We start from the raw sequence: 24,791 nt of genomic DNA on the forward strand, positions 1-24,791 counted from the left end.
CGTCACCCGCCGATATTGAAGGCGGCGAGCGCGGCCATGTTGACGATGTCGGAATCCTTCGCGCCGAGCGGCACGATCTGGATCGGCTTGTCGAGGCCGACGATCAGCGGGCCGATCACGGTCGCGCCGCCGAGTTCCTGCAGCAGCTTGGTCGAGATTGAGGCTGAGTGGAAGGCCGGCATCACCAGCACGTTCGCGGGGCCGGAGAGGCGGCAGAACGGATACTGGCTCATCACCTCGCGGTTGAGCGCGACATCCGCGGCCATCTCGCCGTCATACTCGAAATCGACGCGCTGGCCGTCGAGCAGCGCCACCGCCTCGCGCACCTTCTCCGAGCGCTCGCCGGCCGGATGGCCGAAGCTGGAGAAGGCGAGCATCGCGACGCGCGGCTCGTAGCCGAGCCGGCGGCCGACGCCAGCGGCCTCGATCGCGATTTCCGAGAGCTGCCGTGCCGTCGGCATCTCGGTGATTGCGGTATCCGCCACGAGCACGGTGCGGTCGCGCGAGATCACGATCGAGACGCCGATGACGCGATGCCCCGGTTTCTCGTCGATGACGCGGCGGACCTCCTCCAGCGCGATCGAGTAGTTGCGGGTGACGCCGGTCACCATCGCGTCGGCATCGCCGAGCGCCACCATCGCCGCGGCGAAATGGTTGCGGTCCTGGTTGATCAGGCGCTGGCAGTCGCGGAACAGGTAGCCCTGCCGCTGCAGCCGCTCGTAGAGATATTGCGCATAGGCGCTGTTGCGGTGGGAGAGGCGGGCGTTCTGGATCGAGATGCCCTTGGCTTCAAGGTCGACGCCGAGGAAGGTCGCGGCCTCCGAGATGCGGTCCTCGCGGCCGACGAGGATGGCCTGGCCGAGCCCCTGCGCCACGAAGGAGGCGGCGGCGCGGATGACCTGCTCCTCCTCGCCCTCGGCGAAGACGACGCGCTTCGGATAGCGCCGGACGCGCTCGAAGATGCGGTTGAGCGTGCCGGCGATCGGGTCGCGCCTGGCCGAGAGCTGCGCCTTGTAGGCGGCGGTATCGACGATCGGCTTGCCGGCGACGCCGGTATCCATCGCGGCCTTGGCGACCGCCATCGGCACGACATGGATCAGCCGGGGATCGAACGGAACGGGGATGATGTAGTCCTTGCCGTAGCGCGGCCGCGAGCCCTGATAGGCGGCGGCGACCTCGTCCGGCACGTCCTCGCGCGCCAGCATCGCCAGCGACTCGGCCGCGGCGATCTTCATCTCCATGTTGATCGTGGTGGCGCGCACGTCGAGCGCGCCACGGAAGATGAAGGGGAAGCCCAGCACGTTGTTGACCTGGTTCGGATAGTCCGAGCGGCCGGTCGCCATGATCGCGTCGTCGCGGATGGCGTGGACCTCCTCCGGCGTGATTTCCGGATCGGGATTGGCCATGGCGAAGATGATCGGGTTCGGCGCCATCGAGGCGACCATCTCCGGCGTCACCGCGCCCTTCTGCGACAGGCCGAAGAAGGCGTCGGCCCCGTCCAGCGCCTGGGCCAGCGTGCGCCGGTCGGTGACCGCCGCATGGGCCGATTTCCACTGGTTCATGCCCTCGGTGCGGCCCTGGTAGATCACGCCCTTGGTGTCGCAGAGGATGACGTTGTCGGGCTTGAAGCCCATCGCCTTCAGCAGTTCGATGCAGGCGATGGCCGCCGCACCCGCGCCGTTGATGACGAGCCTGGTCGCCTTGATGTCGCGTCCGGTGATATCGAGCGCGTTGATCAGGCCGGCGGCGGCGATGATCGCGGTGCCGTGCTGGTCGTCATGGAAGACGGGGATGTCCATCAATTCGCGCAGGCGCTGCTCGATGATGAAGCATTCAGGCGCCTTGATGTCCTCGAGATTGATGCCGCCGAAGGACGGGCCGAGATAGCGCACGGCCTCGATGAACTTGTCCGGGTCCTCGGTATCGACTTCGAGGTCGATCGAGTCGACATCGGCGAAGCGCTTGAACAGGACCGACTTGCCCTCCATCACCGGCTTCGAGGCGAGCGCGCCGAGATTGCCGAGGCCGAGGATGGCGGTGCCGTTGGTGATCACCGCGACGAGGTTCGAGCGCGTCGTGTAGTCATAGGCGCGCGACGGGTCCTCGGCGATCGCCAGCACCGGCACGGCGACGCCGGGCGAATAGGCGAGCGACAGGTCGCGCTGCGTCGCCATCGGCTTGGTCGGCACCACCTCCAGCTTGCCGGGCCGTCCCTGCGAATGGAACAGCAGGGCCTCCTGGTCGGTGAAGGTCGGGCGGGCTCTCTTGGTCGTCGGACGGTCGTTCATCGAAGCGTCTTTTCTTGTGCGTTTCCTCGAGGGGTACCGACCATAAGGCGGCGGCGCCCGGGATCACAAGCGGCGAGTGCTTCACAGAACCCTTGTCGGCGCGAAGGGGTATCGCGGGTCGGTCAGGCCCGCGAGGCGCTGCGCACGCTGCGCACGAAATCGGCGACGTAGCGGTCGAGCGCCTCGGCCTGCTCGTCGACCTTGCGGGCGGCGTCCGCGACCTGGATCGCGGCATCGCCGGTGACGCGCGCCTCGACGCCGACGGCGCCGACATTGTTGGTCACGGCGTCGGCACTCAGCGCCACGGCCTGCGCGTCGGCGGCGATGGTCGAGGCGATGCCGGCCTGGCGGCTGACGACATCGGCGATCGCGCCCGAGGTCTGCTCGATCGTCGTCATCGTGCCTTCGATATGGGCGACGGCCTCGAAGGCGGTGGCGGCGGCGCCGCGGATATCGGCCAGCGTCTCGGCGATGTCGCGGGTCGCCTTCTGGGTCTGCTCGGCCAGCGTCTTGACCTCGCCCGCCACCACGGCGAAGCCGCGCCCGGCCGCGCCGGCGCGGGCCGCTTCGATCGTCGCGTTGAGCGCGAGCAGGTTGGTGCGGGCCGCGATCTCCTCGATGAAGTCGAGCACGGCGCGGACCTTGTCGGCGGCTTCCGTCAGCCCGGCGACGTCGCTGCGGGTGCTGCGGACATAGGATGCGGCGGCGCGCACGGTGTCGTCGGCATGACTGGTCTGGCGGGTGAGCTCGCGGATCGAGGCCTCGATCTCCTCGGCGGCGACCGCGACGCTGCCGATGCGGCGGGAGGCGCTGTCGGCCTCCTGCGTCGCGCTTTCGGCACGCAAGGTCGTCTTGTTGGCGTTCTCGACCATCTGGCCGGCGGCGGCATGCATGCCGTGCAGCGAGGCGCCGACATCGCCGAGCGCCTTGCCGACGGTGCGTTCGAGATCGCTCGCGAGCGCGTCGAGCGTCGTCTTGCGCAATGTCTCGATCTCGGCGCGGCGGGTCTCCAGCGTCTTCTCGGCGGTGATGTCGAGCAGGATGCCGTCCCAGACCAGCGTTCCGTCGCGCAGGCGCCGTTTGGTCGATTCGCTGCGCAGCCAGACGATGCCGCCGTCGGGAGCGTGATACCGCCCCTCGAAGCGCCAGAGCGTCTCGGTTTCCTGCTGGTCGCGCCGCTGCTGGTCGAAACGGGCCCGGTCCTCGGGCAGGAGCTTGCCGATCCAGACCTCGGGATCGCGCTCGACCTCCGCCTTGGTGATCCCCAGCAGCTTGTCGATGGCGAAGGAGGCGAACTGATAGGTCATCGTGCCGTCCGGCTGCACGAGGCGCTGGTAGAGCGTGCCGGGCGCGCGATCGATCAGCGTGCGCAGCCGATAGGCCGTCTCCCGCCTTTCGGTGTCGTTGATCACGATGATGCCGGTCAGGAAGATGCCGATCGTGCCGACCAGGATCATCACCGGCACCGCCTCGCGCAGGAAGCGTTCGCCGGCCGCGCCGGGGATGAAACCGGCCGAGGCCAGAAGGATGATCGCGTCGATGGCGCTGAGCGCGGCGAGGTCGCCCAGCCCGAACGGGCGCCGGCGCCGGGCCAGCCACAGCGCGTAGGCGATGCCGATCGCGGCGCGCAGGAGGATGCCGGTGATGCCCGTCACCATGCCGACGCCGCCGCCGAGATAGCGCATCACCACCAGCGGCGCGGCAGTCAGGACGGAAGCGAAGGGGCCGCCCACCGGTCCGGCAAGGATGGCGAAGCTGTTGCGGGAATCGATGACGAGGCCGGGCATGATCTCGAAGGGATTGCCCATGCTGACCAGGGCGCCGGCCGCGAACAGGGTGCCGACGATCACCTGGCGCAGCCAGGCCCGGTCACCGATCCGCGGCGTTGCGACGGTCAGCAGCAATCCCGCCAGCAGCAGGAAGAACAGGCTCTCGGCGAGGTTGATCAGCAGCAATGTGGAGACCCTGGCCCGATTCGGCTGCTGAACAGTGCTTTGAATTGTTGAAAGCCGTCCTAACGGATGGCCTTGGCCGGACATTTTGCTAGCGTGCCGGCGCAATGCGCCAGAGCTCCTCTCCCGAATCCGCCCCTTCTGCCGTGCCAGCTGCCGCTGCGGAACGCGTCACGCCGATGATGGCGCAGTATGTCGAGATCAAAGCGGCGAATCCCGACTGCCTGCTGTTCTACCGGATGGGCGATTTCTACGAATTGTTCTTCCGGGATGCCGAGATCGCCGCGCGCACGCTCGGCATCGTTCTGACCAAGCGCGGCAAACACCAGGGCGACGACATTCCGATGTGCGGCGTGCCGGTCGAGCGCGCCGACGACTATCTCCAGCGCCTCATCGCCGCCGGTCATCGCGTCGCCGTCTGCGAGCAGACCGAGGACCCGGCCGAGGCCAAGAAGCGCGGCAACAAGTCGGTGGTGAAGCGCGACGTCGTGCGCCTCGTCACGCCCGGTACGATCACCGAGGAGCGCTTGCTCGAACCGGGCCGCGCCAGCCTCCTCGTCGCCGTCGCGCGCCGCAAGACCGGCGAAGCCGCCTCGCTTTATGGGCTGGCGGCGATCGACATCTCGACCGGGCGTTTCACCGTGATGGAGACGCCGCAGGAGCGGCTCGGCATCGAGTTCTCGCGGCTGGAACCGCGCGAGATCGTCTGTCCCGATGCGATTCACGATGACCCCGAGCTCAAGGAGTTCTGGCGCGAGATCGCGGTGCCGGTGACGCCGCTGGCGCGCGACGGGCTCGATGCGGCCTCGGCCGAACGGCGCCTGAAGGAATTCTTCGGCGTCGCCACGCTCGATGCCTTCGGCGCCTTCACGCGTGCCGAGATCGCGGCGGCCGGCGCGGCACTGGCCTATGTCGAGCGCACCCAGCTCGGCGCCCGTCCGCCGCTCTCGGCCCCGGTGCGCGATTCCGGCTCGGCGACGATGCTGATCGACGCCGCGACCCGCGCCAATCTGGAGCTGACGCGTACGCTCGGCGGCGACCGTCAGGGCAGCCTGCTTGCCACGATCGACCGCACGGTGACGCCGGGCGGCGCGCGCCTGCTGGCCGAGCGCCTTGCCGGTCCCTTGACCGATCCCGCCGCCATTGCGGCGCGCCACGACGCGGTCGAGCTGCTCGTGGCGGATGCCGGTCTGCGTGAGGATCTGCGCTCGGCTTTGGAGAAGGTACCGGATGTCGCCCGCGCCCTGGCGCGGCTCTCGCTCGACCGTGGCGGCCCGCGCGATCTCGCGGCGCTCGGTGCCGGGCTCGATGCGGCCCGCGCCATCGCCGCCTTGCTGGTCCGGCGCGGCGAATTGCCCGTCGAGCTTGCCCGCGCCATGCGCGCTCTCGGCGAGAGCGATCCCGACCTGCCGGTGCGCCTCAACGCGACATTGGCCGACGAATTGCCGCTCAACCGTCGCGACGGCCGTTTCGTGCGCGAGGGATTCGACCCCGCGCTCGACGAATTGCGCCTGCTCCAGATCGACTCGCGCAAGGTCATCGCCCAGTTGCAGGCGCGCTATGCGGCCGAGACCAACTGCCGGACTTTGCGCATCAAGCACAACGCCATGCTCGGCTATTTCGTCGAGGTACCGCAGGCGACCGGCGAGGAATTCCTGCGCGATCCCTGGCGCGCGACCTTCGTGCATCGCCAGACCATGTCGGATGCGATGCGCTTCTCCTCGGTCGAGCTCGGCGAGCTCGAAGCCAAGATCGCTTCCGCCGCCGACCGGGCGCTGAAGCTCGAACTCGCGATCTTCGCCGCGCTCAGCGAGGCCGTCCTTGCCCAGGCCGAGCCGATCAAGGCCGCCGCTCTGGCCTTGGCTGAACTCGATGTCGCCGCGGCCCTGGCCGATCTCGCTAGCCGCGAGGGCTGGAGCCGCCCGCAGGTCGATGACGGCGTCGCCTTCACCATAGAGCGCGGCCGCCATCCCGTGGTCGAGGCGGCGCTGAAGCGCGACGGCAAGCCCTTCGTCGCCAACGATACGGAATTGTCGCCGCCTGCGACCGGGGCCAAGGGCGGTCGCATCTGCCTGATCACCGGTCCGAACATGGCCGGTAAATCGACCTTCCTGCGCCAGAACGCGCTGATCGCGGTGCTTGCCCAGATGGGCTCCTTCGTGCCGGCGACCTCCGCGCATATCGGTATCGTCGACCGGCTGTTCTCGCGCGTGGGCGCCGCCGACGATCTCGCGCGTGGCCGTTCGACCTTCATGGTCGAGATGGTCGAGACCGCCGCGATCCTGAACCAGGCCGGCCCGCGCGCGCTGGTGATCCTCGACGAGATCGGGCGTGGCACCGCGACCTTCGACGGCCTTTCGATCGCCTGGGCCGCGATCGAGCATCTCCACGAGATCAATCGCTGCCGCAGCCTGTTCGCGACGCATTATCATGAGCTGACGGCGCTCGGGGATCGGCTCGACCGCGTCGCCAACGCGACCGTCCGCGTCACCGAATGGAAGGGCGAGGTCGTCTTCCTGCACGAGGTCGTGCCGGGCGCCGCCGACCGCTCCTACGGCATCCAGGTCGCCAAGCTCGCGGGCCTGCCGCCGGCCGTGGTCGAACGGGCGCGCGCCATCCTCGGCGAACTCGAGAAGACCGAGCGCGAAAAGCCGGTCGCCTCGCTGGTCGACGATCTCCCGCTCTTCGCCGTGCCGCAGCGCCGGCTGGCGCCGGTGGTTGCCGAAGGTGAACCCGATGGATTGCGTGAAGCGCTCGCCGGGATCGATCCGGACGAAATGACCCCGCGCGAGGCGCTGGAAGCGCTCTATCGCCTGAAGGGCATCGCCTGAGCGGTTCTGAAGGGCACCTCCACGCGGTCATCCCGGACAAGCCGCGTCAGCGGCGCCGATCCGGGATCCATTCCGGAGCGTCTCCGATAAGGCTTCAGGAATGGATCCCGGGTCTGCGCTTCGCTCCGCCCGGGATGACGGCGCGCTTTAATGGATCGGGGCGTCAGCCCAGCCGCTTGATGCCGGTGATCTCGCCGAAGCTCTTGGCGCGGATGCGGTCGCGCGCCTCGCGCAGCGGCTCGCGATAGACGCTCATCACATGTCCGCTGGCGTGGAGCAGCGTCGTGGCGTCGGTCAGGATGCCGACATGGCCTTTCCAGAAGACGAGATCGCCGCGCTGGAGCCCCGACAGGTCTTCGCGCAAGTCGACCGTCCGGCCGAGCGACGCTTCCATCATGTCGGAATCGCGCGGTGCGGCGATGCCGGCTGCCGCCAGGCAAAGCTGCGTCAGCCCCGAGCAGTCGAGCCCGAGGCTGGTTTTGCCGCCCCAGAGATAGGGCACGCCGACGAAGCGCTCGGCGATGGCAACGAAGTCGGGCTCATGCTGGTCGATGGGCGCGAGATGGGCGGCGAAGACGTGGCCGCCATCGGCCAGAACCGCGAAATCGCCCTTGCTATCGACGACGGTCACAGCGGCACCGAGCGAGAGCGCGGCGAGCGGCGGCAATTTGATCGAGGGGCCGGGGTAGACGAAGGTTCGCAAGCCCGCGACGCGATGGGTCGGTGCGGGCTGGTTCGGTCGCAGGGCATCGTCGGGGATGTAGCCGACATAGCCGTCGCGGGCGAGCTGTGCCCAGGCCCAGCCCTCCTCGCGCTCATAGACCTGCACCAGCTCGCCGGCGAGCGCCTCGGTATCGAGCGCGGCGTCCGGCCGCGGTTCGCGCCGCACCGGAGCTGAGGCTGCGACGATGCGCATCGGCTGCGGATCGGCGAAGCGGGCGGCCTCTACCTGTCCCGTCAGCGCACGCGCTGCGAGGTCGGGGCGGAAAGCATGGATGCGGCGGTCGAGAATCGCGGTCATGGCGGCAATCTAGCGTGGCGGAAGGCGCTCCGGGAGAGGCCTCAACTGCCGCCGATCTCCTTGGCGTGCTCCGTCACGAGATCGGCCAGCCGCTCGACGGCGAGCGCGCCTGCGACCGTGCGCTGGATCACGACATTGCGGCGGTCGGATTCGTCGCGCTTGCGGGTGAGCAGGCCGAGCTTGCCGAGCGTATCGAGCGCGCGCGTGATCACCGGCTTGGTCACGCCGAGCTGCTTGGCCAGCCCCCGCACCGTATGTGGCGGCAATTCGAGATAGACCGTCAGCAGGATCGCGGTCTGGCGCGCCGAGAGATCGGCATCGTGGTCCCGCACCAGATCGAGATGGACCTGTCGCCACAGCTTGAGCGCCTGCGAAGGCCTGATCTCCAGGGGCATGAAGGCACGGGTCCAGATCGTTACGGACCCGTATCATTATCGTGACGGAGCTGCCGCGCAATCGTCTTCGCGGAACAGCCTTAATCCCGCGGGAAAGCATCGGCCCGAAACGTGGCGGCGGGCTTTCGGACCCGCCGATGCGGGGTCAGAACCGTTGCTTTACCAATGCATGGATCAGGCGCGCGCCCTGGCACTCGCCGCCTTCCGGCCGCCCCGGTTTGTTCGAGGGGGTCCAGGCATAGATGTCGAAATGCGCGTAGGAGCTGGTCTTCTCGACGAAGCGGTTGAGGAACAGCGCCGCCGTGACCGAGCCGGCCATACCGCCGCCGGAGATGTGGTTGACGTCGGCTATCTTGGAATCGAGCAGCCCGTCATAGGACGGCCAGAGCGGCAGCCGCCAGACCGGGTCGTTCACGGCCATGCCGAGCCGGGCGATCTCGGCGGCGAGAGTCTCGTCATGCGTGTAGAAGGGCGGCAGCTCCGGGCCGAGCGCGGTCCGGGCGGCCCCGGTCAGCGTCGCGAAATCGACGAGCAGGTCCGGCGCCTCCTCGTCGGCGAGCGCCAGCGCATCGGCCAGGACCAGCCGGCCCTCGGCATCGGTATTGCCGATCTCGACCGAGAGCCCCTTGCGGCTCGACAAGACGTCGCCCGGCCGGAAGGCATTGCCGGACACGGCGTTCTCGACCGCCGGCACCAGCAGGCGCAGGCGCACCGGCAGCTTCGCCAGCATGATCATCCGTGCGGCCGCGATCGCGGCCGCCGCGCCGCCCATGTCCTTCTTCATCAGGAGCATCGAGGCGTCGGGCTTGAGATTGAGCCCGCCCGTGTCGAAGGCGACGCCCTTGCCGACCAGCGTGACCTTTGGATGAGCAGGGTCGCCCCAGACGAGGTCGACGAGCCGCGGTGCGCGGGTCGAGGCGCGGCCGACCGCGTGGATCATCGGGAAATTGCGGGCGATCAGGTCGTCGCCGACGATGCTGGTGACGGTTGCGCCGCATTCGGTCGCAAGCCCGCGGATCGCCGCCTCGATCTCGCCGGGGCCCAGTTCGTTGGCCGGCGTGTTGACGAGGTCGCGCGCCAGCATGGCGGATTCGGCGATCCGGCTGATTTCCTCGCCATCGGCGCCGTCGGGGATGACCAGCCGGGCGCGCGCCGGGCTCGGCTTGCGATAGCGGTCGAAGCGATAGCCCTGCAGCAGCCAGCTGAGCGCGGCGAGAGCGGGATCGCCGATCTCTCCCGAGAACGCATAATCGCCGGCCGGCAGCAGCGCGGCGAGGCGCCCGGCCGCGAAGGGGTCCGGCCGTCGCGAAGCGGTGTCGATGCCGAGCAGGACCGCCGCCAGCGCGCCTTCCTGATCCGGCAGCAGGCAATGCTGCCCGGCACGGGCCGCGAAACCTTGCGCAAGGGCAAAGCTGCGATTGGCGGGAGAAAGCCGGTCCTGAAGCTTGGGCCAGTTGCCGGCCGAGACGACGTGGACGGGAATGGCGGCGGCGGAAGCGGGGATCAGGAGGCTATGCACGGAGCGCTGTTTCGGTTTCGGGCAGGGGTGCCGGGGCGGGAATTAAGAATGCATTAGGGTTAACGCTTTATCACCGGATCGACCAGACGAACCCATCCAGACGACCCGTTTTCGGGAGGCGATCCGGCCCATGTCTTCAGCCCGGCCCCATTCTTCCGCCCGCGAATCCCTGCGGAGCTCGCGTCCTGCTCTCGGCCTCGCCGTCTGCCTGGCGGCGCTTGCCCTTGCCGGCTGCCAGGGCCGCGGCCTCGGCGATGTCACGGGCTCGATCGGGCGCAGCAGCCAGGCGAGCGCGCCGCGGACAGCCTCGGATTGGCAGGGCGATCGCGAGACCTGGGCGAAGCGCTACGACGCCAACCCCAAGGACCGCGACGCAGCCTTCTATTATGCACGAGCCCTGCGCAGCCTCGACCAGAACGCACAGGCCATGGCGGTGCTCCAGAATGCCGTTCTCGTCCATCAGGACGATCGCGAGCTTCTCGGCGCCTATGGCCGCTCGCTCGCCGATAACGGGCGCCTGCGCGAGGCGGACGAGGTGTTGTCGCGGGCGCATTCGCCCGAGCGGCCCGACTGGCGGATCCTGTCTGCGCAGGGCACGGTCGCCGACCAGATGGGCGAGCATGCGCGCGCCCAGCAGATCTACCAGACGGCGTTGAGGCTCGCTCCGAACGAGCCGACGATCATGTCGAATTACGGGCTGTCGCTGGCCCTGTCGCGCAATCTGCCTGAGGCCGAGCGCGTCCTGGCCGAGGCGGCGGCTTCGGATCGGGCCGATGCGCGGGTCCGGCAGAACCTCGTCTTCGTCCTCGGTTTGCAAGGCCGGTTCGGTGAAGCCGAGACCCTGGCGCGCCGCGATCAGAGCCCTGCCGAGGCGGCAGCCACGATCGCCTATCTCAAGCGCAGCGTCAGCCAGCAGAACAGCTGGGAATTGCTGAAGGGCGGCAAGGGCCGGGGGCCGTCGCAGTCCCGGCAGCCGCTCGCCGGTGGGGCGGGTAGCGCACCTGCCGCCGCGCCGCCGGCCTGAGGCCAGAGCCTTCCGCCGGTCCGCACTGTCGTGCCGGAACCCTGGACAAATGAAGAAAGGCCGGAGCTTGGGGCTCCGGCCTTTCTGTTTTGTTCGATGATGGCGCTCGCAGGCTTTTCAGGCCGAGCGCCGTGTGCAGCGGGCGCTCATTGCCACTTGAAGACTTGCACCAGCGCCGGCGTCAGGATGATCACGAACAGCACCGGCAGGAAGAACAGGATCATTGGCACGGTGAGCTTCGGCGGCAGGGCTGCGGCCTTCATCTCGGCGGCGGACATGCGCTGGTCGCGGCTTTCCTGGGCGAGCGTGCGCAGCGCCGTGCCCAACGGTGTGCCGTAGCGCTCGGCCTGGATCAGCGCCGTCGAGACCGATTTCACGCTTTCGAGGCCGGTGCGGAGCGACAGGTTCTCATAGGCGATGCGGCGATCGGTCAGATAGGAGAGCTCGGCCGTGCAGAGCGCGAATTCCTCCGCCAGCGGCACCGACTGATTGCCGATCTCGCCCGCGACCTTGCGGAAGGCATTTTCGATCGACATGCCGGATTCGACACAGATCAGCAGCAGGTCGAGCGCGTCCGGAAAGGCCAGCCGCATCGAGGCCTGTCGCTTGGTGGTCTGGTTCGACAGAAAGATTTCGGGCGCCTTAATGCCGAGATAGGCGCCGGCGATTCCGATAGCGATCTTGATCGTGAAGCTCAGGCCGAAACCGTTGATCACGAAGAGGTAGAACAGCGTGAACAGGAACAGCGCGACGGGCGCGGCAAGGCGGAAGAACAGGAAGGCGATCTCGGCCTGCGGGCCGCGATAGCCGGCCATGGCGAGCTGCTTCTTGGCGTTCTCGGTGCCCAGCCAGTCGCCGAGCTTGAAGCGCTCCACGACGCGCCGCATGTAGGCTTTCGGCTCCTGGCGCAGCGAGACCTTCTCGTTCTGCCGGTTGAGCCGTTCGCGCTCTCGGGCGCGGATCTTCTCGCGCTCGGTCGCGACGTTCTTCATCCGCTTCTGGAGGTTGTTGCCCTCGGTCAGCGGGATCGCGATCGTCAGCACGGTCGCTGCCGCCGCCACGGCGGCCAGCAGCGCCAGCATGAACTGCGGATTGGTGACGCTGGAGACGATCTGGGAAATCATCGCGGCCTCAGATGTCGAAATTGATCATCTTGCGCATGACCAGAACGCCGATCAGCATCCAGATCCCGCTCGCGACCAGCGCGAACTTGCCGGCCTGGGTCAGCCAGAGAAGTTCGATATATTTCGGCGTGGTGATCCAGACGAGCACGCCGACCGTGGGCGGCAGGGCGCCGATGATCGCCGCGGAGGTCTTGGCCTCGGTCGAGACGGCCCTGATCTTGTCGCGCATCTTGCGCCGCTCGCGCAGCACGCGCGAGAGGTTCCCGAGCGTCTCGGAGAGATTGCCGCCGGTCTTCTGCTGGATGGCGATGACGATGCCGAAGAAATTGGCCTCGGCGCAGGGCATGCGCTCGTAGAGCTTGATGGCGGCTTCTGCCAGCGGCAGGCCCAGCGCCTGCGACTCGATCATCAGCCGGAACTCGGTTTTGACCGGCTCCTGCGCCTCGCTGGCGATGATCCGCAGGCAGTCATTGACGGGCAGGCCCGCCTTGATGCCGCGCACGACCACGTCGAGCGCATTCGGGAACTCGACGCCGAACGCCTTCAGGCGCCGGTCCTTGCAGCGCTTCAGGAACCAGGCGGGCATGCCGAAGCCGCCGATGAAGAGGCCGGCGAAACCCAGGATCCAGCTGGCGCTGAGGATCCAGAGCACGAGCCCCACGATGATCGCGATCGTCGCGCTGATCACGTAGTACTTCTTGGGCGTCCAGGAGAGCCCCGCCTGGGCGATGCGCTGCTCGAGCGAGACCTTGTTGCGCGCATTCTCGCGGTTCTCGATCTCCTTGAGGCTCTGCGCGATCTGGCCGCGCTTGTTGCGCGCCTGGGCTTCCCGGTCGATGCCGCGGACCGCGCTCGGGCCGGCGAATTCCTTACGGCGCTTCTCGGCACGCTTTTCGCCGCTGAGCGTCGGGTAGAGCAGGGCGTAGACCACGCCGCCGACGGCAAACATGGCCAGGAGCGCGACCGCGAGCGTGCTCGTGTTCATGGCTGGAACCCCGATGAGACCCTGCGCTCAGATGGCATTGCTGACGCCTGCCTCCTCGAGCTGGTCGAGGGCGGCCGCGAGGCGCTGCTCCTCGCCGAAATAGCGGGCGCGCTCCCAGAGGCGCGGGCGCCCGACGCCGGTCGAGCGATGGCGGCCGATCAGCTTGCCAGCCGCGTCCTCGCCGACGATGTCGTAGAGCATCAGATCCTGGGTCGTGATGACCTCGCCTTCCATGCCCATCACTTCCGTGATGTGGGTGATCCGGCGCGAGCCGTCGCGCAGGCGCTGGGCCTGGATGATGACGTCGACCGAGGAGCACAGCATCTCGCGCAGCGTCTTCGAGGGCAGCGAGAAGCCGCCCATGGTGATCATCGATTCGATACGGCTCAGGCACTCGCGCGGCGAGTTGGCGTGGAGCGTGCCCATCGAACCGTCATGGCCCGTGTTCATCGCCTGCAGGAGGTCGAAGGCTTCCGGCCCGCGTACCTCGCCGACGATGATGCGTTCAGGGCGCATGCGCAGGCAGTTCTTGACGAGATCGCGCATCGTCACCGCGCCCGTGCCTTCGAGATTGGGCGGGCGGGTTTCGAGGCGCACCACATGCGGCTGCTGGAGCTGGAGCTCGGCGGCGTCCTCGCAGGTGATGACGCGCTCGTCATCGTCGATATAGTTGGTCAGGCAGTTGAGCAGCGTCGTCTTGCCCGAGCCCGTGCCGCCCGAGATGACGATGTTGCAGCGGACGCGGCCGATGATCTTCAGGAGCTCGGCGCCGGGCGGCGAGATCGCGCCGAACTTGACGAGCTGGTCGAGCGTCAGCTTGTCCTTCTTGAACTTGCGGATGGTCAGGGCCGGTCCGTCGATCGCCAGCGGCGGGGCGATGACGTTGACGCGCGAGCCGTCGGCGAGGCGCGCGTCGCAGATCGGCGAGCTTTCGTCGACGCGCCGGCCGACCTGGCTGACGATGCGCTGGCAGATGTTCATCAACTGCGCGTTGTCGCGGAAGCGGATATTGGTGAGCTGAATCTTGCCGGCGGTTTCGATGAAGGTCCGGCCCGCGCCGTTGACCATGATGTCGGCGATGTCGTCGCGCGCCAGCAGGGGCTCGAGCGGCCCGTAGCCCAGCACGTCGTTGCAGATGTCGTCGAGCAGTTCCTCCTGCTCCGCGATCGAGAGCACGACGTTCTTCAGCGAGATGATCTCGTTGATGATGTCGCGGATTTCCTCGCGCGCCGATTCGGAGTCGAGCTTCGCGAGCTGCGACAGATCGATGGCCTCGATCAGCGCCCCGAAGATCATGCTCTTCATCTGGTAGTAGTCTTCGGAGCGCGGGGCCGTCTCGGCGACCTGCGCGACCTTGCGCTCCTCGATCGCGACGGGCGCGGTCTCGAGCTTGCGCGGCGCGGCCGGCGCGGCCGCGGGAATTCTTGCGTTCAGATTGGGCGCGGTGCCTGCGCCTGCGGATCGCTTGCCGAACATCTCAACACTCTCCCGCCCGTTCCGGGCCGGTATCCCGCCTGGCGTCCGGGCGTCTCCCCGTCATCGTCGGTCCCGGTCCGTCACGAGGCCTTGCGGCGCTTCAGCTTCGCGACGAACGGTTCGAGCAGGCTGCGCCGGCTCCGCTTGGCTTCTCCGCGTCCGGTCAGGGCGCTGGCGATCTGGGTGAAGGCCTCGGTCGCCTTGCTGCTGGCCTGGACCTCGGCGATCATCTGGCCGTTATTGGCGGCCGTGCCGAACAGCTGGGCGTCGAAGGGAACCGTGCTGAGCACGTCGATGCCGAGCGCCTTGGAGAACTCTGCGGTGCTGATCTCCGGCCGCTTAGGCACGCCGACGCGGTTGAGGACGAGCCGGGCGATGGCGTCGTTCGGCCGGGAGGCGCGCGACAGGTCGACCAGGTTCTTGGCATTGCGCAGGGAGGCAAGCTCGGGCTCGGCCACGATGACGATCTCGTCGGCGCCGAGCACCGTGCGCTTCACCCAGGCATTCCACTGGTGCGGCACGTCCAGGATGATGCAGGGCACGCTGGCACGCAGCAATTCGAGTAGCTGTTCGAACGCATCCTCGTCGAGATCGACCGTCCGGTCCAGCACCGCCGGGGCCGCGAGCAGCGCGAGATTGTCGCTGCAGCGCGACAAGAGCCGGTCCAGCAGGTTGGAGTCGAGGCGCTCCGGCGCGAACACCGCTTCCGCGATACCCTGCGGCGGGTCCTGGTTGAAGTTGAGTCCGGCCGTGCCGAAGGCGATGTCGAGATCGACGATCACGGTCGAGGCGTCGAGATTGCGCGCGATCGCCCAGGAAAGGTTGTGCGCGATGGTCGAGGCGCCGACGCCGCCCTTGGCCCCCATGACCGCGATGACGCGGCCGAGATTGCGGGCTTCCGGGGCGATATAGAGCTCCGACAGCGTGCGCAGGACGTCGAGAGGCTCCAGCGGCGCAATGAGGTACTCGCTGACGCCACGTCGGATCAGGTCGCGATAGAGCTGGACGTCGTTGACATGGCCGATGACGACGACCTTGGTGCCGGCGTCGCAGCTTTCGGACAGGATTTCGAGATGCGCCACGAGCGTCGCCGGGTCGGCGACCGTCTCGATGACGATGATGTTGGGCGTGGGCGCCGCGCGGAAGGCCTCGACGGCGGCCGCCGGGCCGCCCATCTGGATGCGGGCATGTGCCTTGTCCATGCGCCGGTCGGCGACGGCGGCCTGCATGGTCGCAGCGACGGCCGGCGTTTCGCAAAAGGCCTGCAGCGTGATGCGCGGCAGGGGCGCGATGATCTCGTCGCTCGGCAGTTCGGCGATCGGGCTCTCGTGGGGATCGGCCTGCATCAGTTGCTGCCCCCGACCGTGGAGTTGATCTGCGGCGTCGCCTGCCGGTACTGGGTCGAAGGATCGCGACCCTCGCGGATCTTGGCGATGGCGCCCATGCGCTTGACCATGTCCGGGCGGCCCTCTTCACGCGACCGGACGAGATCGATCGGGTCGGCGACCTGCGCCGCCAGTGTCGCCTGCGAGGCGCAGCCGAGATTCCAGTAGGGCGCGTTCGAGGACGAGAACCGGAACTCGGAGCTGCCAAGGTCGGTCGGCCATTGCCCGCAATTATGCGGCAGGCCCGCCTGGAGCGAGGCGAAGGTCAGGCGGATCGGGGAGGCTAGGCCGGGGTCCTGGACGGGATAGCTGCGCACGCTGAGGGCGTTGGGCGAGACGCCGCCGCGCGCCAGAGCTGCCCGGATGCCGCTGAGCGTGTCATGGGTGGCGTAATCGCGGCGAGCCCCGGTCGGGACCTCCGCCACGAGACCTCCCTTGCCGGAGCGGCGGAATTCGCGGGCGAAGCCGGCGACATCCTCGGCCTGCCTGGCGTCGAGCGTGCCGCCGTTGCGCCCGACGAAGACGTCGAGCGAGCGCGGCGCGTCGCGCAGCACGATCGGGTGCCGCTCGCGGACGTCGTCCGGCCCGAAGGCGAGGGTATCGGCCTCGGCCGTGCGCTTGGCGCAGCCGCCGAGGAGGGCGCCGAGCGCCAGCATGGCGACGACCAGGTGCGGTCCTGTCGAGGCGATCCGGGAGGAAACCGTCATGGTCGGGCCATCCATCATCGTTGTCACCGGGGCTCAGTCGGCGATGAAGCCGACGCGACCCTTGTAGGCCTGGGGAACCGGCCCGCCGCCGCTGCCGTAGATCTTGTTGAGCCGCCCGAGCAGGATCGCCTGGGAATCGTGCGCCTCGACGAAGCCGTCATCCGGCCGCTGGATTTGGTTGGGCTGCATCGGCTTGGCGATATAGGGCGTGACCATGATCATCAGCTCGGTCTCCTCGCGCTGATAGTCGCGCGAGCGGAACAGCGTGCCGATGATCGGCAGGTTCATCAGCCCGGGCAGGCCGTTGATCGACTGCTTCGAGACGCGCTGGATCAGGCCGGCCGTTGCCAGCGTGCCGCCCGAGGGCAGCTCGACCGTGGTGTCGGACTTGCGGACGCGGAAGGCGGGGACGTTCAGGGCTTCTTCATTGGCGCCGTTGAAGCGGAGTTGGTTCTCGAAATCGAGCTCGGTGACTTCCGTCGCGATGCGCATGCTTATCTTGTTGTCGGACAGCACGATCGGCGTGAAGTTGAGCGCGACACCGATCGGCTTGTACTCGATCTGGATCTGGCAGCTGCGCCGGTTGAAGACATCGTACGAGCAGTTCTGGCCCTTCGGCACCGGAACTTCGCCGCCGGCGGTGAATTTCGCGCTCTCGCCCGAGATGGCGGTGACCGTCGGCTCGGCGAGAACGCGTGCCATGCCGGCACGCTCGAGCGCGCGCAGCGTGAAGTTCTGGGTGTTGCCGAGGCCTGCGCCGATCGCGGTCGCCGAAAGCTGCTGCGGCTGGAGGGGGAACGGGTTCTCGATCGACGGCGTCACCGAGAACTTGCCGAGCTTCCACTCGCCGGTCGAGTTGATGCCAAGCTGCTTGATCGCCTTGCGCGAAATCTCCGATACCGTGACTTTCACCATGACCTGATCGCGATCACGCAAGGTCAGCGAGTTGATCACCGTCCCGCTGCGCCAGGAGGAGGCACCGCCGACGAAGGCCTTGGCGATGTCGACGGCCTGCGTCGCTTCCGAGGCGTTCGGCACTACTCCGACGAGCAGGATCGAATCGCCGGCCGGCTTGATGTCGATCTGCGAGTTCGGCAGCGCAGTGCGCAGCGTCTGCCTGAGCACGTTGAGGTCACGCCCGACATTGATGTCGAGCGCGGTGATCTGCTGCCCGTCGCCATCCATCACGAACATCGAGGTCGAGCCGTCGGCGATACCGATGATGAAGAGCTTGCGCGCCGTCCGGACCACCGCGTTGGCGACCTTGGGATTGGCGACGAAGACCTCCTTGGCGTCGCGCGGCAGCTCGACGATGAGCGAGCGGCCGATCGAGAGATCGAGCCGGCGCGAGATCGCGTATTCGCTCGATCCGACATTCAGGACAGGCGCCGGGCCGCTGCCGGTGGACTGGGCGCCGGCGGTGCCGGCGGCCAAGGCTAGCGTGAGGGCCGTGGCGATGCGGAGGGAGGATCTGATCATGGCTTCACGCTCTTCGAGGTGACACCGTAGCGCACGAGGGTCATCGAGTTGTCGGCCTGGGCGGGAGGCGCCGTCTCTCCGGCGTCCTTGAGGCTGCGCAGCGCCAGCGAGAGCGTGCCGGCTTTCTGGCTCTGGGCCAGGATCGCGACCTGTGCTGGATCGACTTCGAGGGTCGCGGTCTCGCCGACCACGACCTTCTCGCCGTTGCGCTCCTGCACGTTCTGGCCGACGGCCAGGACGCGGATATTGTACAGAATGGTTTCGCTGACATAGGCTTCCGACTTGCCGCTTGTTTCGTCGCGCCAGGTGGAGACCACGTCGGCGCGGTCGTTGGGCAGGATGAAGCCGCCCGCCGTGTTGGCGCCACGGTTGTCCGTGCTGATCGCGACGGCCCGCTTGCCCGAGGGCAGGACGGCCGAAAGGAAGCCGGTTCCGTCGGTCTTGATCAGCTTCTCGCGGCGGATCGGCTCAGCGCCGAGAATGGCATAGCGCGCCACCTGCCCGGTGATCTCCTGCTCGGCCTCGGGGGCTTCGTCCTTGCGGATGATACCGGTCGGCACGCTCGCCAGCGGCCAGTCGAGCCAGCGCAGGTCGGCGGCCGACACCGTGTTGCCGATCGGGATGTCGGAGGCCGCCACCAGCACCGGCACGGTCGGGGCCGCCTCGATCTTCGCCGGCTCGGGAGCCTGGGACGGTCTCTGGACGAGCAGCGCCGCGCCGAGCCCTGCCACCAGCGCGACCGCGAGAATGATGATGCGTGCGGGACTCATGGACGAACGATCCTCAGCCAAGCGTGATTGGCTCTCGATCCGGATCGTCGGTCGGAAACGTCAACTTATGGTTAATCGGTCGTATATTTTTTTAGGCCGCTGACGTTGCGGCCGGTCATCCCTCAGAGGCCGATCCCGGCATGCCAGATCGTGGTTTCCGGCAGGATGAGGAGCGCCGCGAAAGCGAGCGCGATGCCGTAGGGGACGCCCTCGTTGGCAGCGTGCAGGCGGCGCAGCCACGGCCATTTCTCCATACGAGCCGGCAGGGGACGCGAGCGCAACATGAGGATGATCATCGTCAGGAGGCCGCCGAACAGGCCGGAGATCATCAGATAGGGCATGAGCTGGTCGAAGCCGAACCAGAGCGCGGTGGCTGCGGCGAGCTTGGCATCGCCGCCGCCGATCCAGCCCGCTGCGAACAGGCCGAACGCGATCGCGAGGACGAGGCCGCCGGCGGCTAGATGCCAGCCGATCTCGGACAGGGTCAGGCCGAGCAGGAGGGCGCAAAGCCCGAACGATCCGACGAGGAGGAGGCAGAGCCGGTTCGAGATCGTCATGGAAACCAGGTCGCTCGCGGCCGCATAGGCCATGGCGAACGGGAAAATCACCAGCAGGACGATCAACGACAGCGACATGGCATGATCCGATCAGGAACCCGGCTGATACTGGCACCGATCCATCACCAAAGCCTTACGGCCGTGGCGAGGGGGCGCTGAAAGCAGAAAGCCCCGGCAGGCCGGGGCTTTCCAAGGCATAGCGAAGTGATCTCACTTCAGCTTGTTGGAGACCTCGGTGAAGGTCGAAATGAGCTTCGTGCCGATCGTGGTCATCGCGGTGATCGCGGCGACGGCGATCAGGGCGGCGATCAGGCCGTACTCGATGGCGGTGGCGCCCGACTCATCCTTGACGAAGCGCTTGAAAACGTTGGTCATGCTGGAACTCCTTTACACCACGGTTTGACGGCTGCCTGTGCTCTGAAGTGGCTTCGGTCAGCGACAGGAGTGACACTAGCGCCCTCGTCTTGCTGATCGGTTAAACGGATAGAAGAATTGGCCGCTTTCTTCAGGCGTTATTTCTGTAGTTAACGCTCGATTTAACAGGCATAAATTCAACGGCAGCTTATGAATAAAGTTCGGCTCAAGCGAAATTGACGGTAAACAGGCCGTTTAACGAATTTGATAACATCGATTTAGTTTCCGAGGTGTCGGAAGTTAACGATAGTTGGCGCGGATGTTCCGCTGCGACAAGTTGCGGCCGGCAGCGCGAAATCGCTGCCATAGGCGCGCTTAGGGTTTGATTCATCATTTTGGGCTTCACTGGCAGGGTCCAAAAGCTTGAGGCGCTGCCATGTTGATCATCCGTGCTCTCGAAGGGCGCCGCTGGCTCAGCCTCCGGGCGGCTGCGACGGCCCTCGCGATCGCCGCCAGTGCAGGCGCCGGGGCCGCACCGCAGCGCGCACAGTCCGATGCCGTCATCGTCACCGTCGATCACGCCAAGGTCGTGCGCCTGCCGGAGAAGGCGCAGACGGTGGTGGTCGGCAATCCCGCCATCGCGGATGTCTCCGTGCAGCGCAACGGCGTCATGATCGTCACCGGCAAGAGCTTCGGGGAGACCAATCTGATCGCGCTGGATGCCAACGGGACGCTTCTGGCTGAATCGCTGGTACGGGTCGGCAAGGCTTCCGATGCGGTCCTGACCGTTCAGCGCGGGATGGATCGCGAGAGCTACGCCTGCAACCCCGATTGCCAGCCTTCCATCCAGATGGGCGACGAGACCAGGTTCTTCTCGAGCGCCACGGGTCAATCGGCCGCGCGCAATGCGTTGGCGAACACCGCTGCGCGGAACTGACGGCCGGCTTCGGTCGTCTATCAGGTACGCGCGCGAGGGCGCGTATGCACGAGGCGGATGGGATCGGCCATGGTTAGCGAAAGCTTCATGGTGCTTCGGGCTGGCTGGCGGCGCCCCTAACCGATCTGAAATTCTTTTGCCGTAGGGATTTGGTTCAGAACCGAAGCTCGACGGGGCAACCGGATGTTCGACCGACCGCAACAGATTTCCTCGCCTGACGCCGGAACACGGCGCTGCCGCGCCGACAGGTTGCTGTTCCGGCGCTTTCGTCGCTCCCAGAACGGGGCGGCGGCGGTCGAATTTGCCTTCGTCGCGGTCCCGTTTTTCGCGCTTCTCTTCGCGATTTTCGAGCAGGCTCTGATGTTTTGGACCAATCAGGTCCTGGAAGAATCGCTCTCGCAGGTCTCCCGCTCCCTGATCACGGGGCAGTCCCGCTCCATCTACACGGCCTCGACCGGTGCAGCGAACGCAGCGAAGTTCCGCGACGACGTCTGCGCCCAGGCGCCAATGGGGCTGATCGACTGCTCGAAACTATCCATCGACGTCCGGGTCTTCGCCAATTTCGCGGCCGCCAGCTCGGGAGCGGCCGCCAGCAACCCCCTGGCGGGCGGCAACCTCAATACGAGCAGCTTCTCCTACACCCAGCCGCAGAAGAACGACATCGTCGTGGTGCGTGCGGTGCTGGACTATTCGCTCTTCCTGACCAGCTGGGCCTCGACCTCCCTGGCGAATATCGGGAGCGGACGGCGCGGCATCGTCGCGAGCACGGCCTTCCGGGCTGAGCCGTTCGTTTGACGTCGGTGGCAGGGATGACGGACATGCAGAGAAAGACGACCCTGCCGCTCTGGCGCCGCTTCTGCCGCGATCGCGAAGGCGTGGCGCTCGTCGAGTTCGCCATGGCGCTGCCGGTGATGCTCGTCGCTTATCTCGGGACGGTCGAGGTTGCACAGCTCGTCATGATCAACCGCAAGGTCACGCAATTGACCTCGGCCCTGGCCGACCTTACGGCGCGCGTTCAATCCGTCGCGCCTGCCGATGTCGAAAACATCTTCGATGCCGCGCAGACGATCCTGATGCCCTATGATCCCGGTAATGCCCGCATGGTCCTCGCCAGCGTCGTGGTCGACGGGTCCGGCGTGGGGCGGGTCTGCTGGAGCAATCAGCGTAACGGAACCGCGCTGGCCCGGGGAGCGACGGTCACGCTGCCTGACAGTGTCAAGGTCGCCAACACCTCCGTGATCATGGCGCGCGCGAGCTACGATTATACCCCCGCCATCGGCTATGTCCTCACCGGGGCGATCGCGCTCGGCGACGATCCGATCTACGCGCGCCCGCGCAACGGCCTGGCCGGCGGTACATTGAGCATCGAGCAGGTCAAGCGAACCAATGCCGATGCCTGCCCGACATTCTGAGCGCTGCGTGACAGGGCGATCCTGACGGGGGCTTACCAGCGTCTTCGTCCGGAAACCTGCGCGGTCGGCCTACGGCTTCAGCCGCGTAGCACCATCCGCCCGGTCTGGACTTCGTAGCCCTGCAGCTTGCCGAGGAAGGAGTTGCCCAGCAGGCTCATCGAGAGTGCGCCCTCGGGCAGGACCACCGCCTCCACGTTGCGCACGACGATATCGCCGAGCCGGATCTCGCGCAGCGTCGTCCGGAAGCCCACGACTGTTCCGTTGGCGGTGCCGAGCATCATCTTGCGCGTGGAGGCATCTCTCCTGATCCCGAGCGCGCGGGCATCGGCCGCGGTCAGAGCCACGATGCTCGCGCCGGTATCGACCATCATCTTGACCCGGTAGTTCTCGACCGTCGGGTGCACGATATAGTGTCCGCGATAATCGGCAGCGACGGCGAGCGTCGAGAGGGTGCGCGGCCCCGGAGCCTTCTGCTCCGAAGTCGCGACCGCGACGGCTGGCGCCGGGTTCGTCAGGCGCGGGGCGATCAGCTGCGTATAGGACAATGCCCCGACAGTCGCGGCTCCGGCCACGCTCAACGCCCAGGTCAATGGAGATGTCGTCACGGCCCCTCCGGTCCCTCTGCCGGTTCGGCCACGATGAGGGAGAGAGCCCTGACGAAGGGTGAAGAGGTTGCACGCATTTGCGCGCAACCGGGGCGCGAAGGGCGAGGCGAATGCCGACAGGCTTAATCCGGTCTTACCGCTCCGGCTGGTCTGCGAGCGTGGCGGCCAGCGCCGCGATGTCGGCGGCGAAGGGAATGCTCGGCTGGGCACCCCGTCGCGTGCAGGCGAGCGATCCGGCGGCGAGCCCGTCGTGCAGCGCAGCACGCATGTCCTTGCCGGCGGCCAGCGCCGCGGCGAAGGCGCCGGTAAAACTGTCGCCGGCCGCGACCGTGTCGACGACCGCGACCTGCGGGGCGGCGAGGCGATGGCGAATTCCGCCGGTCCAGGCGACGACCCCGGCCGCTCCCAGCGTCGCGACCGTGGCGATGCCGCGCTCGCCATCGAGCCGGCGCGCGATCGCATCGGGGTCCTGCTCCGGCCAGCCGAGCGCCTGCGCAAGCACCAGGGCCTCGTGCTCGTTGACGACCAGAAGGTCGAGCAGGTCGAGCAGCGCGGGCGAGGGCGCTTCGGCCGGGGCAAGGTTGAGGATGACGCGCCCGCCTGCCTGTTTCACGGCGAGCGCCGCCGCGAGACAGGCTTCCTCGGGAACCTCGCGTTGCAGGAGCAGGATATCCTCCCCCGCGAGCTCGAGCTGCCGCAAGGCATCCGGCCGCACGACGGCATTGGCGCCGGCCGCGACGATGATCTGGTTGGCGCCCTCGCGATCCGTCGCGATGAAGGCGGCGCCGGTCGGCGCGTCGACCTGTGCGACATGATCGAGATCGACGCCGTCGGCGCTGAGCAGCGCCAGCGCGGTATCGCTGAATCTGTCCCGCCCGGTCGCGCCGACGAGCACGACATCCGCGCCGGCACGTCGCGCTGCGAGGGCCTGGTTCGCGCCTTTGCCGCCGGGATGCAGGGCATAGCCCGGTCCGAGCACGGTCTCGCCCGGGCCCGGCAGGCGCTCCACCGGCGTCACGAGGTCGATATTGATCGAGCCGAAGACGATGATCATGCCGGCAGATCCGCCGCGAGCCGCCGGACGCCGGCGACGAAGGCGGCCTCGGGCGAGACGATCTTGATGGCATGGCCGCGCGCCTGCAATCCGGCGCCATAGCTCTCGGCCAGGGCTCCGTCCGCGACGAGATGGATGTCTTGCCCCTTGCCGAACAGGGCTTCGGCGCCGGCGATCTCCTGCCCGACCAGCAGCGCCGAGAGATAGGGGCCGACCGCGCCGCCTGCCATCCGGCCGGCGAGAATCTCGGTGCGGGCGGCGAAGGCGGTGTTGAGCAATCCGCCCGCCCGGCCCGCGGCGGCGCGGCCGCGCGCGGCACCGTCGGCCGCATCCGCTTCGGAGGGAGCTTCCGCCAGCCGGGCGAGGATCGAATCGTTGCGCAGGAGCCCGTAGACCTCGCCGGTCATGAAGCTGGCGAAGCGGGTGATGCGGCCCTGCCTGATCTCGGCCCATTTCGAATGGGTGCCGGGCAGGCAGGCGATGCCGTCGCCCAGGCCGAGCCCGACGATCAGCGTCTCCTCGCCGCGCATCACGTCGAAAGCGCCGTCGTCGCAGCTCAGGCCGGGCAGGATGGTCGCCGTCGTCTGCCCATCGAGCTCGGCCTTGATCGCGGCGGCGGCGATCTCGGCGGGCGAGGCCGGGCAGGGAACATAGCGCGCCTCGATCCAGCCGTTGCGGCTGCCGACCATGCCGGCGAGCACGATTGCGGCGTCCGGCGCGGCTTGCCGGAAATCGCCGGCAAGCTCGGCGAAGGCTTCGGGATAGCCGCCGGCCGGAACCGACTGGATGCCGCGATCGGCGATGCGCCGCTCCAGGACCTCGCCCGTCTCCGAGATCAGGAAGGCGCGCGCGCGGGTCGTGCCCCAGTCGAGCGCGATCAGAGGTTTGGGCATGGCAGAATCCGAGGCGGTATCAC

Annotated in this window: 22 protein-coding genes; 5 read left to right on the plus strand and 17 right to left on the minus strand. The window is 67.6% G+C overall.

Annotation, left to right across the window (positions count from 1 at the left end):
• Window positions 1-2 precede the first annotated feature (2 nt).
• Together WFK61_RS11305 and WFK61_RS11310 are read right to left on the minus strand one after the other, a co-directional pair.
• Window positions 3-2,288, minus strand: a complete 2,286-nt coding sequence (locus tag WFK61_RS11305; RefSeq protein ID WP_336811660.1) for an NADP-dependent malic enzyme — start codon at window positions 2,286-2,288, stop codon at window positions 3-5.
• Window positions 2,289-2,410: 122 nt separating this feature from the next.
• Complete coding sequence (locus WFK61_RS11310) at window positions 2,411-4,243, minus strand: methyl-accepting chemotaxis protein (protein ID WP_336811662.1); 1,833 nt, start codon at window positions 4,241-4,243, stop codon at window positions 2,411-2,413.
• A gap of 104 nt (window positions 4,244-4,347) precedes the next feature.
• Here WFK61_RS11310 and mutS point away from each other — a divergent pair, with 104 nt between their 5' ends.
• Window positions 4,348-7,071, plus strand: coding sequence for a DNA mismatch repair protein MutS (mutS, locus tag WFK61_RS11315; protein ID WP_442896289.1), 2,724 nt, complete (start codon window positions 4,348-4,350; stop codon window positions 7,069-7,071).
• A gap of 163 nt (window positions 7,072-7,234) precedes the next feature.
• Here mutS and WFK61_RS11320 read toward each other — a convergent pair whose 3' ends face one another.
• The 3 genes from WFK61_RS11320 to WFK61_RS11330 form a co-directional block, all read right to left on the minus strand.
• Window positions 7,235-8,092, minus strand: a complete 858-nt coding sequence (locus tag WFK61_RS11320) for an NlpC/P60 family protein (protein ID WP_336811664.1) — start codon at window positions 8,090-8,092, stop codon at window positions 7,235-7,237.
• Window positions 8,093-8,133: 41 nt separating this feature from the next.
• Window positions 8,134-8,487, minus strand: a complete 354-nt coding sequence (locus tag WFK61_RS11325; RefSeq protein WP_336811665.1) for a MarR family transcriptional regulator — start codon at window positions 8,485-8,487, stop codon at window positions 8,134-8,136.
• 145 nt (window positions 8,488-8,632) lie between these two features.
• Window positions 8,633-10,006 (minus strand): leucyl aminopeptidase family protein, encoded by a 1,374-nt coding sequence (locus WFK61_RS11330; protein ID WP_336811666.1) that lies wholly within the window; start codon window positions 10,004-10,006, stop codon window positions 8,633-8,635.
• 130 nt (window positions 10,007-10,136) lie between these two features.
• On the opposite strand from WFK61_RS11330, the gene WFK61_RS11335 reads away from it, so the two are divergent.
• Window positions 10,137-11,030: a tetratricopeptide repeat protein gene (locus WFK61_RS11335; RefSeq protein WP_336811667.1), complete on the plus strand. Its 894-nt coding sequence runs from the start codon at window positions 10,137-10,139 to the stop codon at window positions 11,028-11,030.
• Window positions 11,031-11,176: 146 nt separating this feature from the next.
• Here the strand turns inward: WFK61_RS11335 and WFK61_RS11340 are convergent, their stop codons facing one another.
• The 9 genes from WFK61_RS11340 to WFK61_RS11380 form a co-directional block, all read right to left on the minus strand.
• A complete protein-coding gene (locus tag WFK61_RS11340) occupies window positions 11,177-12,154 on the minus strand; it encodes a type II secretion system F family protein (RefSeq protein ID WP_336811668.1) in 978 nt (325 codons plus the stop codon).
• A gap of 7 nt (window positions 12,155-12,161) precedes the next feature.
• The gene (locus tag WFK61_RS11345; protein ID WP_336811669.1) at window positions 12,162-13,139 is read right to left on the minus strand and encodes a type II secretion system F family protein; all 978 of its coding nucleotides are present in this window, start codon (window positions 13,137-13,139) and stop codon (window positions 12,162-12,164) included.
• A gap of 27 nt (window positions 13,140-13,166) precedes the next feature.
• Window positions 13,167-14,615 carry a TadA family conjugal transfer-associated ATPase gene (locus WFK61_RS11350; RefSeq protein WP_336811671.1) on the minus strand — a complete coding sequence of 483 codons (1,449 nt, stop codon included), beginning with the start codon at window positions 14,613-14,615 and terminating at the stop codon, window positions 13,167-13,169.
• Window positions 14,616-14,695: 80 nt separating this feature from the next.
• Complete coding sequence (locus WFK61_RS11355) at window positions 14,696-15,961, minus strand: CpaE/TadZ family protein (RefSeq protein WP_336811673.1); 1,266 nt, start codon at window positions 15,959-15,961, stop codon at window positions 14,696-14,698.
• Window positions 15,961-16,707, minus strand: coding sequence for a CpaD family pilus assembly protein (locus WFK61_RS11360; protein ID WP_336811675.1), 747 nt, complete (start codon window positions 16,705-16,707; stop codon window positions 15,961-15,963). The genes WFK61_RS11355 and WFK61_RS11360 overlap by 1 nt, the downstream gene beginning before the upstream one ends.
• 33 nt (window positions 16,708-16,740) lie before the next feature.
• Window positions 16,741-18,186, minus strand: coding sequence for a type II and III secretion system protein family protein (locus WFK61_RS11365; protein ID WP_336811676.1), 1,446 nt, complete (start codon window positions 18,184-18,186; stop codon window positions 16,741-16,743).
• A complete protein-coding gene (gene cpaB, locus WFK61_RS11370; RefSeq protein ID WP_336811678.1) occupies window positions 18,183-18,956 on the minus strand; it encodes a Flp pilus assembly protein CpaB in 774 nt (257 codons plus the stop codon). Before cpaB ends, WFK61_RS11365 begins: the two co-directional genes overlap by 4 nt.
• A 122-nt stretch (window positions 18,957-19,078) precedes the next feature.
• Window positions 19,079-19,591, minus strand: coding sequence for an A24 family peptidase (locus tag WFK61_RS11375; protein WP_336811680.1), 513 nt, complete (start codon window positions 19,589-19,591; stop codon window positions 19,079-19,081).
• 132 nt (window positions 19,592-19,723) lie between these two features.
• On the minus strand, window positions 19,724-19,888 hold the full coding sequence (locus WFK61_RS11380) for a Flp family type IVb pilin (RefSeq protein WP_336811682.1): 165 nt from the start codon (window positions 19,886-19,888) through the stop codon (window positions 19,724-19,726).
• A 415-nt stretch (window positions 19,889-20,303) separates the two neighbouring features.
• On the opposite strand from WFK61_RS11380, the gene WFK61_RS11385 reads away from it, so the two are divergent.
• The 3 genes from WFK61_RS11385 (at window position 20,304) to WFK61_RS11395 (ending at window position 22,216) form a co-directional block, all read left to right on the plus strand.
• A complete protein-coding gene (locus WFK61_RS11385; protein WP_336811683.1) occupies window positions 20,304-20,804 on the plus strand; it encodes a pilus assembly protein N-terminal domain-containing protein in 501 nt (166 codons plus the stop codon).
• 183 nt (window positions 20,805-20,987) lie between these two features.
• Entirely contained in the window at window positions 20,988-21,599 is a 612-nt protein-coding gene (locus tag WFK61_RS11390) for a TadE/TadG family type IV pilus assembly protein (protein WP_336811685.1), read from the plus strand.
• A 23-nt stretch (window positions 21,600-21,622) separates the two neighbouring features.
• Window positions 21,623-22,216: a TadE/TadG family type IV pilus assembly protein gene (locus WFK61_RS11395; RefSeq protein WP_336811687.1), complete on the plus strand. Its 594-nt coding sequence runs from the start codon at window positions 21,623-21,625 to the stop codon at window positions 22,214-22,216.
• A gap of 77 nt (window positions 22,217-22,293) precedes the next feature.
• On the opposite strand, the gene WFK61_RS11400 is transcribed toward WFK61_RS11395, so the two are convergent.
• The 3 genes from WFK61_RS11400 to WFK61_RS11410 all read right to left on the minus strand — a co-directional run bounded on the left by WFK61_RS11400 (window position 22,294) and on the right by WFK61_RS11410 (window position 24,768).
• Entirely contained in the window at window positions 22,294-22,821 is a 528-nt protein-coding gene (locus tag WFK61_RS11400; protein ID WP_336811688.1) for a retropepsin-like aspartic protease family protein, read from the minus strand.
• Between the two features lie 133 nt (window positions 22,822-22,954).
• Window positions 22,955-23,875 carry a ribokinase gene (locus WFK61_RS11405; RefSeq protein ID WP_336811690.1) on the minus strand — a complete coding sequence of 307 codons (921 nt, stop codon included), beginning with the start codon at window positions 23,873-23,875 and terminating at the stop codon, window positions 22,955-22,957.
• Entirely contained in the window at window positions 23,872-24,768 is an 897-nt protein-coding gene (locus tag WFK61_RS11410; protein ID WP_336811691.1) for a 2-dehydro-3-deoxygalactonokinase, read from the minus strand. The genes WFK61_RS11405 and WFK61_RS11410 overlap by 4 nt, the downstream gene beginning before the upstream one ends.
• Between the last annotated feature and the right edge of the window lie 23 nt (window positions 24,769-24,791).

The sequence above is a fragment of the Allobosea sp. MMO-172 genome, assembly GCF_037147855.1.
Lineage (GTDB): Bacteria > Pseudomonadota > Alphaproteobacteria > Rhizobiales > Beijerinckiaceae > Allobosea.